This window comes from Rhodobaculum claviforme, assembly GCF_016653255.1.
Lineage (GTDB): Bacteria > Pseudomonadota > Alphaproteobacteria > Rhodobacterales > Rhodobacteraceae > Rhodobaculum > Rhodobaculum claviforme.
This window is the reverse complement of record NZ_NHSD01000297.1, coordinates 1-11,929: the sequence shown is the minus strand read 5'-3', so window position 1 is coordinate 11,929 and position 11,929 is coordinate 1. Positions and strand designations below refer to the sequence as shown.

The window sequence follows — 11,929 nt, the reverse complement described above, 5'->3', positions numbered from 1 at the left end:
TCCATCAGCATGGACTTGCCCCGCCCCACGCCCCCCCACAGGTAGATCCCGCGCCGCGCGGGATCTACCTGTGGGGGGGCGTGGGGCGGGGCAAGTCCATGCTGATGGACCTCTTTCACGACCATGTCGCGATCCCGGAGCGCCGCCGCGTGCACTTCCACGCCTTCATGCAGGAGGTCCACGCCGGGCTGCATGCCGCCCGCGCGCGCGGCACGGCGGATGCGCTGGCGCCGGTGGCGGCCGGGCTGACGGGATCGCTGCGGCTTCTGTGCCTCGACGAGATGCAGATCACCGACATCACCGATGCGATGATCGTGGGGCGGCTGTTCGAGGCGCTGTTCGCCGCCGGGGTGGCGGTGGTGACGACCTCGAACCGCCCGCCGGAGGATCTGTACAAGGACGGGCTGAATCGCCAGCTGTTCGTGCCCTTCATCGCGCTGATCCGCGACCGGCTGGAGGTTGTGGAGCTGGAGTCGACGACCGATTACCGCCAGCACCGGCTGACGGGGGCGCAGGTGTGGTTCCACCCCGCGGGCACGGCCGCACGCCGGGCCATCGATGCGCTGTGGTGCGACCTGACCGGCGGCGCGCGGCCCGAGGCGTTCACGCTGGTGGTGCAGGGCCGGCGGCTGACGCTGCCTGCGTTTTCCGACGGGGTGGCGCGCGCCTCGTTCTGGGAGCTGTGCGGCCAGGCGCTGGGCCCGGCCGATTACCTGGCGCTGGCCGGGGCGCTGCGGGTGCTGATTCTGGAGGACATCCCCCGGCTGGGGGCGGCCAACTACAACGAGGCCAAGCGCTTCGTCACCCTGATCGATACCCTCTATGAGGCGCGGGTGCGCCTGATCGCTTCGGCCGCCGATGTGCCCGAACAGCTGTACCTGGAGGGCGCGGGCAGTTTCGAGTTCGAGCGCACCGCCAGCCGCCTGCGGGAAATGCAGGCGGCGGACTGGACCGGCTGATCGCCGGTAACCGTGCTCTGCGCGCTCCGGTTGCCGCAACGCCGCCGAGATGCGATATTATTGGTGTGTGTTGTGTTAAGTGTGGAGTGGTACATGGGTCATCCGGTCGATCAGCACGTGGGGTCACGGGTTCGGCAGCGACGGCACGAGCTGGGCATCACCCAGCAGGTGCTGGCCAGCAAACTGGGCGTGACGTTCCAGCAGGTGCAGAAATACGAACTCGGTCTCAATCGCGTGAGCGCGTCGCGCCTCTGGCATGTGGCGCGCATTCTCGAGGTTCCGGTTGCGTTCTTCTTCGAGGGGCTGGAGGGCGCTCCGGGAACCGGCGCCCAGCCCGTCCCCGACGAGGAGGCGCTGTCGTTGCTGCGCAGTTTCTCGGCAATTTCGGAGCCGAAACGGCGGCGGCTTCTCGATCTTGCGCGCTGTCTTTCCGAGCCGAGCGTCTGATCCGCACAATTTGCGAGGCCCTTTCCGGTGGGCGGAATGTGATCGTGTGAAAATCACGTTCCGCCCGCCTTGCAATTTCCCGGTCCGGTGCCATAGTGATCAGATATGGAATTGCATGACAGGATATCGCAGATGCCCAGACCGGATCTTGGTCAAATGTCCCTTGATGAGCTGAAGGTGCTTCAGAAAGAAGTCGGTATCGCCATCGATACCTATCGCGACCGCCAGCGCGAGGAAGCGCGCAGGGTTCTGGAGGAAAAGGCCCGCGAGATGGGCTTCAAGCTCGACGAGCTTTCCGGCAGCCCCGGCAAGCGCAAGGGCAAGTCGTCGCCGGCGCGATATCGTCACCCCGAAAACCCCGCAATGACCTGGACCGGACGCGGCCGCCGCCCCAACTGGGTGCTGGCCGAGCTCGAGGAAGGCCGCACGCTCGAAGAGCTCAAGATCTGAATTCCGTTCCCGTGCCGCGGCCCGGCGCCCGTGTCGCCGGGCCGCGGCACGGGCAATGCCGGAGGTGACCGTTGACAGTCCGCAGTAACATGACGCCCCCAAGGGGACTGTTCGGCCGGACGGCCGATACGCTGTCGTCGATGGTCACGCTGCTGGGCGAGCGCCAGGTCGCGCTCGTGTCGGCGGGGGTGGCGTTCTATGCGCTGCTGGCGATCTTTCCCGGTGTGGCTGCGGTGGTCGCGCTGTGGGGCCTGTTGTCCGATCCCGCCATGATCGAGGCGCAGGTCGGCTTGATGCGCGAATTCGTCCCCGACGACGCCTATGACCTTCTGGTCGCACAGGTGGATCGCATGGTGGACAACCATCAGGGCGGGCTGGGATTTACCACCGCGGTGTCGCTGCTGGTGACGCTGTGGTCCTCGCGGCTGGGGGTGGGGGCGTTGATCCAGGGGGTCAACGCGGCGCATGGCGTGCCCGACCGTGGCGGTGTCTGGCACAACCTGATTGCGATTGCGTTGACGGTGTCGCTGATGGGGGTGGCGCTGGTGGCGCTGGCGGCGGTGGTGATCCTGCCGGTGGTGCTCGCGTTTTTTCCGCTGGGGGGGCTGGCGCTGTTCGCGGTGCGCCTTGCGAACTGGCTGGTGGTGCTGGCGGTGGTGCTGGGGGCGGTCGCGCTGGTGTACCGCTATGGCCCGAACCGCAAGCCGCGCCTGCCATGGTTGACGCCGGGGCTGTGGTTGTCGGTCGGCGTGTGGGCCAGCGCGTCCGTCGGTTTTTCCTTTTACCTCGCGAATTTCGGCAATTACAGCGCGGTCTATGGATCGCTTGGCGCGGTGATCGCGTTGCTGATGTGGTTCTATATCAGCGCCTTTGCGGTTCTTCTCGGGGCCGCGCTGAATTCCGTTCTGGAGGGCGACGATCCCGCCGGGGACAGTGCGGCAACGCAGGTATCCGCCGATCCCGCCCCGGCGTGACCCCTCCGGCGATCAGTGGCGCCGGGGGTCGGCCGGATAGACGCCCAGAATTGTCAGCTGCGAGGTGAAATACCGCAATTCCTCCAGCGCGCGTGCGAGGTTTTCATCCTCCGGGTGTCCCTCGACCTCGGCAAAGAACTGCGTGGCGGTGAAGGATCCGCCGACCATGTAGCTTTCCAGCTTGGTCATGTTCACACCATTGGTCGCAAATCCGCCCATCGCCTTGTAAAGCGCCGCGGGAATGTTGCGCACGCGGAACACGAGCGCAGTCATCATTCCCGAGCGGCCGCGCCGGCTCCAGTCCGGCGCGCGCGCCATCAGCAGAAACCGTGTGGTATTGTTGGACTGGTCCTCGATATGGCGGGCCAGGACCTCCAGGCCGTAGATCTCGCCCGCGAGTTCGGAGGCCAGCGCCGCCCGCGCGGGCAGCGCGTCGGCCGCCACCGTGCGGGCCGCCCCGGCGGTGTCGGCTGCGACGACCGGATGGATGGCGTGGTCGCGCAGGAACGCGCGGCACTGGCCCAGCAGGACGGTGTGGCTGACGGCCTCGCGCACCGCCTCCAGCGGGGTTCCGGGCACGGCCAGCAGGTTGATGTGCACCCGGACGAATGCCTCGGCCACGATGTGCAGCCCGGAATTCGGCAGCAGCGAATGGATGTCCGCCACCCGCCCGTAGGTGGTGTTCTCCACCGGCAGCATCGCCATGTCCGCCCGCCCGGAGCGTGTCGCCTCGATGGCATCCTCGAAGGTGCGGCAGGGCAGGGCCTCCATCTGCGGGCAGGTTTCCCGGCAGGCCTGGTGGGAATAGGCGCCCGGTTCGCCCTGGAAGGCGACGCGGCGGGGGGGCTGTGCGGCCCCGCTGGACGGGGCGGACGCGGCTGGGGACATGGTGGTCGACTCCGTTGTTGCACCGGCGCGCACGCGGGGGGCACGCGGGGGATTGCCGCGGCCCGGCGGGCCACGGCCATGCCCGCGCGACGCTGGGGCGTCTGGTCGCGCCAAGTATCGCTTGAACTTGGCAAGAGAAAGCAGATATGTGCACCCCACTTCTGAGCCGGCAGCTAGGGGCACGAAATGTTCGATACGATGGTGTTTACCAAGGCGCTCGGCGCGCTCTGCGGGGCGGCCCTGATCTTTCTTCTTGGCAGTTGGGTGTCCAACTCGATCTTCGTGTCGGGCAGCCGCGATCTTCCGCCCGCGTTCTCGATGGACCTGGGCGGCGACGATGATGCGGATGCCGATGGCGCCGAAGCCCCGGTACAGCTGTCCGTCGCCGAGGCGTTCCAGATGGCCGACGCGGGCGCTGGCGCGCGCGTCTGGAACCAGTGCCGTGCATGTCACGTCGCCGACGAGGCGCGCAACAACGTGGGCCCGTACCTGCTGAACGTGGTGGGCCGCGACATTGGCGCGGTCGACGGGTTCCGCTATTCCGGCGCCCTGCCCGAGGGTGAGCGCTGGACGGTCGAGAACCTGTACGCCTTTCTCGAGAACCCGCGGGGTTGGGCCCAGGGCACCTCGATGGCGTTCAACGGTCTGGGCAACCAGATGGACCGCGTGAATGTGATCGCCTATCTGATCGACAATTCGCCGGACTTCGACCCCGCGACGGACGCTCCCGCCCTTGAGGAAGCCGCCGTCGATGCCGCGACCGAGGAGGATGTGGCCGAAGCCCCCGCCGACGCCGCGACCGAGGAAGATGTCGCCGACGCGCCCGCCGATGTTGCCACCGAGGAGGAGGTCGTCGAGGCCCCCGCCGAGGAGATGACCGAGGAGCAGGCCGCCGAAGCCCCCGCACCCGACGCGACCGAGGAAGAGGCCGTCGCTGCCGCCTCCGACGCCGCCCGCGAGGAGGACGTGACCGAAGCCACCGCCGAGGATGCGACCGAGGAAGAGGTTGCTGACGCGCCGGCCGAGGATGCGACCGAGGAGGATGTTGCCGAAGCCCCCGCCGAGTCCGCAACCGAGGAAGAGGTCGCCGAAGCTCCCGCCGAGGCCGCAACCGAGGAGCAGGTCGCCGACGCTCCGGCCGAGGACGCCCGCGAGGAAGACGTCGCGGAAGCCCCCGCCGAGGAAGCCCCCGCCGAGGAAATGTCCGCCTTTGCGCAGATGGTTGCCGATGGCGATGTCCGCGCCGGGAGCCGCGTGTGGAACCAGTGCCGTGCCTGCCACGTCGCCGACGTCGAGCAGAACCGCGTCGGCCCGCATCTGGTGGGAATCATCGGGCGGCAGTCGAACTCCATCGAGGGGTTCCGCTACTCCGGCAACCTGCCTGACGTGGTGTGGACCAAGGACGAGCTGAACGAATACCTGGAAAATCCGCGCGGCTATGCGCCGGGCACCAGCATGGTGTTCAACGGCCTGCGCAACATCGAGGATCGCGCCAACGTCCTCGCCTATATCGAATCGATCCAGTAACGCGGGATCCGGTTATCTGGCGGGGCCGTCCTTCGGGGCGGCCCCGTTGCGTTGCATGGCGCGCCGTGACCCACCGAGGGTGACAATCGCGTAATCGCGGGTTGCGGTGCCGCCTGCCTGCGTTAGCTTGGTGTCGCAGCCGGGTGCCCTGCGACGCGCCGGATCTGCGAGCATGACCCGCCACCATGGAGTGTCCCGCGATGCCGCTGACCCTTCCCGTCCGCGCCCCCTTCCGCTGCCATCGCGGGATGCCGCCGGTTTCCGCGCTGTTGCTGGGCACGCTCCTTGTCGGTGCCGCCGCCGCGCAGGAGGCCGGCGAGGACGGGACCGTCACCATCGCCCACGGCATCGGCACCTTCGAGGCGCTGAAGTATCCACCCGATTTTGCCCACCTCGACTATGTCAATCCGGACGCGCCCAAGGGGGGCGAGATTTCGGTCTGGGGGTTTGGCGGCTTCGATTCCATGCACCCCTACACCGTGCGCGGGCGTGCCGGGGCGCTGGCCTCGATCTTCTTCGAAAGCCTGCTGCAAGGCACCGCCGACGAGATCGGCACCGGCTACTGCCTGATCTGCGAAACGCTGGAGTACCCCGAGGATCGCTCGTGGGTCATCTTCAACATGCGCCCCGAGGCGCGATTCTCGGACGGCTCTCCGCTGACGGCGCATGACGTGGTGTTCTCGGTCAACATCCTCAAGGAGAAGGGTCTTCCGGACTTTCGCGTGGTGCTGCGCCAGCAGGTCGACACGGTGGAGGCCCTCGATGACCATCGGGTCCGGTTCACCTTTGTCGAGGGCTGGCCGACGCGCGACCTGCCGGGGCTGGTGGGCGGTCTGCCGATCTTCAGCGAGGCGCATTACGTCGAGAACGACCGTGACTTCGAGGCGAGCTCCATGCAGCCGCTGCTGGGGTCGGGACCCTATGTTCTCGATCGGGTGCAGGCGGGGCAGACCATCGTCTATGCCCGCAACCCGGATTATTGGGGATGGGACCTGCCGATCATGCAGGGCCGGTCGAACTTCGACCGCATCCGCATCGAGTATTACGCCGATTATGACGCGGCGTTCCAGGGCTTCACCGCCGGCACCTATACCTTCCGCACCGAGGCGCGCGCGGCGCTCTGGGCCGAAGGGTATGACTTTCCGGCCGTGCAGCGCGGCCATGTGGTGCGCGACACGCTGGCGGACGGCAACCTCGCCTCGGGGCAGAGCTTCGTGATGAACCTGCGTCGGCCCCAGTTCGAGGACCCCCGCGTCCGCGAGGCGATCGGGCTGATGTTCAATTTCGAGTGGTCCAACGAGACGCTGTTCCACGGGCTTTATGACCGCATCCATTCCTTCTGGCAGAACAGCGACATGGCCGCCGAGGGCCCGCCCTCTGCGGAGGAGCTGGCGATCCTGGAGCCGCTGGCGGATCTGCTGCCCGAGGGGGTGCTGACCGACGATGCCGTGCGTGCCCCCGACAGCGGCAGCCGTCAGCTCGACCGCGGCAACCTGCGCGCCGCGACCGCCCTGCTGGACGCGGCCGGCTGGGAGGACATCGGCCAGGACGGCCTGCGCCGCAACGCCGCCGGCGAGACGTTGCGGATCGAGTTCCTGAACGACTCCCAGAGCTTCGACCGGATCATCAACCCCTATGTCGAAAACCTGCGCCGCCTCGGCGTGGACGCGCGCCTGACCCGTGTGGACAGCGCGCAGATGACCAACCGCGAGCGCAGCTTCGACTTCGACATCCTGACCGATCAGATCCGGACGGGGCTGATCCCCGGCTCCGGCCTGAAGCAGTCCTTCGGATCGGAAACCGCCGATGTGTCGGTTTTCAACAAGATGGGCCTGCAAAGCCCCGCCGTGGACGCGCTGATCGACATCGTGCTGGCCGCCGAAACGCGCGAGGAGATGGTCATCGCCACCCGCGCGCTCGACCGCGTGCTGCGCGCCGAACGCTTCTGGGTGCCGCAGTGGTACAAGTCCGAGCACTGGGTCGCCTATTACGACATGTTCGAACACCCCGAGGAGATCCCGCCCTACAGCCTGGGGCAGTTCGATTTCTGGTGGTGGAACGCCGACAAGGCCGAGGCGCTGCGCGCCGCCGGCGCCATCCGCTGAGGGGGCGGGCATGGGCGCCTATGTCCTGCGGCGGCTGCTGCTGATCATCCCGACGCTGATCGGGATCATGGTCATCAACTTCGCGCTGGTCCAGTTCGTCCCGGGCGGGCCGATCGAGCAGATCATCGCCCGCATGGATGGCGGCGGCGACGTGTTCGAACGGTTTGCCGGCGGTGCCGATGCCGGGGCCGACCGTGGCCAGCAGGGCATGTACGTCGGCGCCCGCGGCCTGCCGCCCGAGTTCATCGAGGAGCTGGAGCGCCAGTTCGGCTTTGACCGCCCGCCGCTGGAGCGGTTCCTGACGATGATGTGGAACTACATGCGCCTCGACTTCGGCGAGAGTTACTTCCGCTCCATCTCGGTCATCGATCTTGTGCTGGAGAAGCTGCCGGTGTCGATCAGCCTCGGGCTGTGGTCGACGCTGATCGCCTATCTGGTGTCGATCCCGCTGGGCATCCGAAAGGCGGTGCGCGACGGCTCGCGCTTCGACACATGGACCTCGGGCGCGATCATCGTGGGCTATGCGATCCCCGGGTTCCTGTTCGCGATCCTGCTTCTGGTGCTGTTCGCGGGGGGGTCGTACTTCCAGATCTTCCCGCTGCGGGGGCTGACGTCGGACAACTGGAGCGAACTGTCGCTGGTGGGAAAGGTGCTGGACTATTTCTGGCACATCACGCTGCCGGTGCTGGCCTCCACCATCTCGGCCTTCGCCACGCTGACGCTGCTGACCAAGAACAGCTTTCTGGAGGAGATCAAGAAGCAGTACGTCGTCACCGCCCGCGCCAAGGGCGTGACGGAACGGCGGGTGCTCTATGGCCATGTGTTCCGCAACGCCATGCTGATCATCATCGCGGGGTTCCCGGCGGTGTTCGTGAGCGTCTTCTTCGGCGGCAGCCTGATCATCGAGACGATCTTCTCGCTCGACGGTCTGGGGCGTCTGGGGTTCGAGGCGGCGGTGGCGCGGGATTATCCGGTGATCTTCGGCACGCTGTTCACCTTCGGGCTGCTGGGGCTGTTCGTGGGGCTTCTGTCGGACCTGATGTATGTCTGGATCGACCCCCGGATCGACTTCGAGACGCGGGAGACCTGAGCCATGGCCGAGCGTGTCACCAACCTTGATGATCCGCGCCGCGCCCCGGCGGCCGATGGCGCGGCGCCGCTGCCCGACAGCGCGCCCGACACGGGCGCTGTGCCGGTCGCGCCCGCGCCGATCCGCGGGCCGTGGGGGCTGCGGCTGTCGCCGCTCAACCAACGGCGCTGGCGCAATTTCACCGCCAACCGGCGGGCCTATTGGTCGCTGATCGTGTTCTCGATCCTGTTCGGGCTGTCGCTGTTCGCCGAATTCATCGCCAACGACCGCCCCCTGCTCGTCAGCTTCCGGGGTGAGATCAAGGCGCCGATCTTCAACTTCTACCCCGAGACGGCGTTCGGCGGCGATTTCCGCACCGAGGCCGTCTATCGCGACCCGGAGGTGGCCTGCCTGATCCGTACCGGGGGGGCGGAGCTGTGCATGGATGACCCCGAAGACGCCATGGCCCAGGCCGCGGAGGGGTTCGTCGACGGCATCCCCATCGAGCCCGGCTGGATGCTGTGGCCGCTGATCCCCTACAGCTACACCACCATCAACGACATCGGCGGCGTGGCCCCGTCCGCGCCCGACAGCCGGCACTGGCTGGGCACCGACGACACCGCGCGCGACGTGCTGGCGCGCGTGATCTACGGCTTCCGGCTGTCGGTGTTCTTTGCCATCGTGGTCACCGTCCTGACCTCGGTCATCGGGATCACGGCGGGCGCGGTGCAGGGGTATTTCGGCGGCTGGATCGATCTGGGCTTCCAGCGGGTGATCGAGCTGTGGGGGGCGACGCCGTCGCTTTATATCATCATCATCGTGGCGGCGATGTTCCAGATGAACTTCTGGCTGCTGGTGTTCCTGATGACGCTGTTCGGCTGGACCGCGCTGGTGGGGGTGGTGCGGGCGGAATTCCTGCGCGCGCGCAACTTTGAATATGTGCGGGCGGCGCGCGCGCTGGGGGTGTCCAACGCCGTGATCATGTTCCGCCATGTGCTGCCCAACGCCATGGTCGCCACGCTGACGATGCTGCCGTTCATCGTGACGGGCACCATCGGGTCGCTGGCGGCGCTGGATTTCCTGGGCTTCGGGCTGCCGTCCTCGGCGCCGTCGCTGGGGGAGCTGACGTTGCAGGCGAAACAGAACCTGCAGGCGCCGTGGCTGGGCTTCACCGCGTTCTTTGCCTTTGCGATCATGCTGTCGCTTCTGGTGTTCATCTTCGAAGGTGTGCGCGACGCCTTCGACCCGCGAAAGACCTTCCAATGAGCGCCGTGCTGAAGGTCCGCGACCTGTCGGTCAGCTTTGCCCAGGAGGGGCGGCTGATCCATGCCGTGCGCGACGTCTCGTTCGATGTGGGCCGGGGCGAGACGGTGGCGCTGGTGGGCGAATCCGGCTCGGGCAAGTCGGTGACGGCGCTGTCCACGGTGGCGCTGCTGCCGGAGTCGGCACAGGTGACCGGGTCGATCCGCTACCGCGACCGCGAGATGGTGGGCGCCGACGCCAAGGCGCTGCTGGCGGTGCGTGGCAACGACATCAGCTTCATCTTTCAGGAGCCGATGACCTCTCTCAACCCGTTGCACACACTGGAAAAGCAGCTGGCCGAGAGCCTCGCGATCCACCGGGGGCTGACCGGGGACGCCGCGCGCGCGCGCATCCTCGAACTGCTCCACAAGGTCGGCATCCCCGAGGCCGAGAGCCGGCTGGGCGCCTATCCCCACCAGTTGTCGGGGGGGCAGCGCCAGCGGGTGATGATCGCCATGGCGCTGGCCAACGGCCCGGACCTGCTGATCGCCGACGAGCCCACCACCGCGCTCGACGTCACCATCCAGGCACAGATCCTGGAGCTTCTGGCCCGGCTGAAGCACGAGGAGGGGATGAGCCTTCTGTTCATCACCCATGATCTGGGCATCGTGCGGCGCTTTGCCGACCGGGTCTGCGTCATGCAGGGCGGCCGCATCGTGGAGGCCGGCGAGACCCGCGCGCTGTTCGCCGACCCGCAGCACCCGTACACCCGCCGCCTTCTGGCCGCCGAGCCGCAGGGCATGCCCGAGCCGGTGCCCTCCGGCGCGCCGGAGCTGTTGCGCACCGACCGGCTGCGCGTGTGGTTCCCGATCCAGCGCGGGTTGATGCGCCGCACGGTCGGCCATGTGAAGGCCGTCAACGCCGCCACCCTTGCCGTGCGCGAGGGTGAGACCGTGGGTGTGGTCGGCGAAAGCGGCTCGGGCAAGACGACGCTGGCGCTGGCGGCGTTGCGGCTGATCTCGTCGGACGGGCCGGTGGTGTTCCAGGGTCGCGACATCCAGGGCTGGAAGTCGCGCCAGCTTCGGGGCGTGCGCCGTGACATGCAGGTGGTGTTCCAGGACCCCTTCGGCAGCCTGTCGCCGCGGATGACGGTGGAACAGATCGTGGCCGAGGGGCTGACGGTGCATGGATCCGGGGGCGGCGATCCCCACGCGATGGTCGCCACCGCGCTGCGCGAGGTCGGCCTCGATCCCGCGATGATGAGCCGCTATCCGCATGAGTTCTCGGGCGGGCAGCGCCAGCGCATCGCGATCGCGCGGGCGATGATCCTCAAGCCGAAGCTTCTGGTGCTGGACGAGCCGACCTCGGCGCTGGACATGACGGTGCAGGTCCAGATCGTGGAGCTTTTGCGGGAATTGCAACGCCGCCACCGGCTGGGATACCTGTTCATCAGCCATGATCTGCGGGTGGTGCGCGCGCTGGCCCACCATGTCATCGTGATGCGCCACGGTGATGTGGTCGAACAGGGCGCGGCGGCGCAGGTCTTTGATGCGCCGCAGTCCGACTATACGCGCACGCTGATGGCCGCTGCGTTCGACCTGAAGGCCGCGGCGGGCTGACGGGGACCGGGCGGGGGCCCCGCGTATGCCATCAGAACAGCAGCGTCACGCCCAGCATCGCGGCGAAGGCGACGACCACGACCGCCCCCAGCCCCTCGTGGCTGATGTCGGCGCTGGCTTCTGGCAGGAGCTCGGAAAAGATCATCCACAGCATCGCGCCCGCCGCCAGCCCCAGCCCCACCGGCAACCACGGCTGGAACGTCAGCACGAACAGGAACGCCGGCACCGCCAGCAGCGGCTGCGGCAGGCTGGAGATGACGCTCCACAGTGCCGCCCGGGCCACGGTGGCGCCGCGCGGCACCATGATCAGCGCGATCGCCAGCCCCTCGGGGACGTTGTGCAGCGCGATCGCGATGGTGATGAAATCGCCCAGCTCGCGCCCGCCGCCGTAACCGACGCCGACGCCGACCCCTTCGGCCGCGGAATGGGCGGTCATGATGCCCACGATCAGCAGCACCTTGGCCCCGTCGGCGCCCTGCACATTGGCGATGGACAGACCGTCGTGGCGCTTGAGCCAGCGGTTCGCGATCAGGATCAGCGCCACGCCGCCCAGCACCCCCGCCAGCGTGCGCAAGGGGCTGAACGCGAACCCCTCCACGATCAGGCTGTAGCAGGCCGCCAGCATCAGCCCCGCCGCCACCGCGTTGCC

Annotated in this window: 11 protein-coding genes; 9 read left to right on the top strand and 2 right to left on the bottom strand. The window is 67.8% G+C overall.

The features are described from left to right. From zapE to CCR87_RS13395, 4 genes are all read left to right on the top strand, one after another. On the top strand, positions 1-959 hold a 959-nt coding region (gene zapE / locus CCR87_RS13410; protein WP_201158037.1), incomplete at its 5' end, for a cell division protein ZapE. Positions 960-1,052: 93 nt separating this feature from the next. Beyond that, positions 1,053-1,406, top strand: coding sequence for a helix-turn-helix domain-containing protein (locus tag CCR87_RS13405; RefSeq protein ID WP_201158036.1), 354 nt, complete (start codon positions 1,053-1,055; stop codon positions 1,404-1,406). Positions 1,407-1,511: 105 nt separating this feature from the next. Then, a complete protein-coding gene (locus CCR87_RS13400) occupies positions 1,512-1,856 on the top strand; it encodes an H-NS histone family protein (RefSeq protein WP_207186644.1) in 345 nt (114 codons plus the stop codon). Between the two features lie 89 nt (positions 1,857-1,945). Further along, complete coding sequence (locus CCR87_RS13395; RefSeq protein ID WP_201158035.1) at positions 1,946-2,830, top strand: YihY/virulence factor BrkB family protein; 885 nt, start codon at positions 1,946-1,948, stop codon at positions 2,828-2,830. 12 nt (positions 2,831-2,842) lie between these two features. Here the strand turns inward: CCR87_RS13395 and CCR87_RS13390 are convergent, their stop codons facing one another. Continuing rightward, positions 2,843-3,718, bottom strand: coding sequence for a prephenate dehydratase (locus CCR87_RS13390; RefSeq protein ID WP_201158034.1), 876 nt, complete (start codon positions 3,716-3,718; stop codon positions 2,843-2,845). A gap of 186 nt (positions 3,719-3,904) precedes the next feature. On the opposite strand from CCR87_RS13390, the gene CCR87_RS13385 reads away from it, so the two are divergent. The 5 genes from CCR87_RS13385 to CCR87_RS13365 all read left to right on the top strand — a co-directional run bounded on the left by CCR87_RS13385 (position 3,905) and on the right by CCR87_RS13365 (position 11,280). Then, complete coding sequence (locus CCR87_RS13385) at positions 3,905-5,245, top strand: c-type cytochrome (protein WP_201158033.1); 1,341 nt, start codon at positions 3,905-3,907, stop codon at positions 5,243-5,245. 248 nt (positions 5,246-5,493) lie between these two features. Then, complete coding sequence (locus tag CCR87_RS13380) at positions 5,494-7,350, top strand: extracellular solute-binding protein (RefSeq protein ID WP_242512012.1); 1,857 nt, start codon at positions 5,494-5,496, stop codon at positions 7,348-7,350. 10 nt (positions 7,351-7,360) lie between these two features. Further along, complete coding sequence (locus CCR87_RS13375) at positions 7,361-8,440, top strand: microcin C ABC transporter permease YejB (protein ID WP_201158031.1); 1,080 nt, start codon at positions 7,361-7,363, stop codon at positions 8,438-8,440. Positions 8,441-8,578: 138 nt separating this feature from the next. Beyond that, positions 8,579-9,685, top strand: coding sequence for an ABC transporter permease subunit (locus CCR87_RS13370; protein WP_201158038.1), 1,107 nt, complete (start codon positions 8,579-8,581; stop codon positions 9,683-9,685). Further along, entirely contained in the window at positions 9,682-11,280 is a 1,599-nt protein-coding gene (locus CCR87_RS13365) for an ABC transporter ATP-binding protein (protein WP_201158030.1), read from the top strand. Before CCR87_RS13370 ends, CCR87_RS13365 begins: the two co-directional genes overlap by 4 nt. A gap of 31 nt (positions 11,281-11,311) precedes the next feature. On the opposite strand, the gene CCR87_RS13360 is transcribed toward CCR87_RS13365, so the two are convergent. After that, a partial coding sequence (locus CCR87_RS13360; protein ID WP_201158029.1) for a ZIP family metal transporter occupies positions 11,312-11,929 on the bottom strand: 618 nt, incomplete at its 5' end.

Coding starts and splice junctions, on each gene's coding strand:
- CCR87_RS13400 (WP_207186644.1), top strand. CDS start 1,512: ATGGAATTGCATGACAGGATATCGCAGATGCCCAGACCGGATCTTGGT.
- CCR87_RS13405 (WP_201158036.1), top strand. CDS start 1,053: ATGGGTCATCCGGTCGATCAGCACGTGGGGTCACGGGTTCGGCAGCGA.
- CCR87_RS13385 (WP_201158033.1), top strand. CDS start 3,905: ATGTTCGATACGATGGTGTTTACCAAGGCGCTCGGCGCGCTCTGCGGG.
- CCR87_RS13380 (WP_242512012.1), top strand. CDS start 5,494: ATGCCGCCGGTTTCCGCGCTGTTGCTGGGCACGCTCCTTGTCGGTGCC.
- CCR87_RS13390 (WP_201158034.1), bottom strand. CDS start 3,718: ATGTCCCCAGCCGCGTCCGCCCCGTCCAGCGGGGCCGCACAGCCCCCC.
- CCR87_RS13365 (WP_201158030.1), top strand. CDS start 9,682: ATGAGCGCCGTGCTGAAGGTCCGCGACCTGTCGGTCAGCTTTGCCCAG.
- CCR87_RS13395 (WP_201158035.1), top strand. CDS start 1,946: ATGACGCCCCCAAGGGGACTGTTCGGCCGGACGGCCGATACGCTGTCG.
- CCR87_RS13375 (WP_201158031.1), top strand. CDS start 7,361: ATGGGCGCCTATGTCCTGCGGCGGCTGCTGCTGATCATCCCGACGCTG.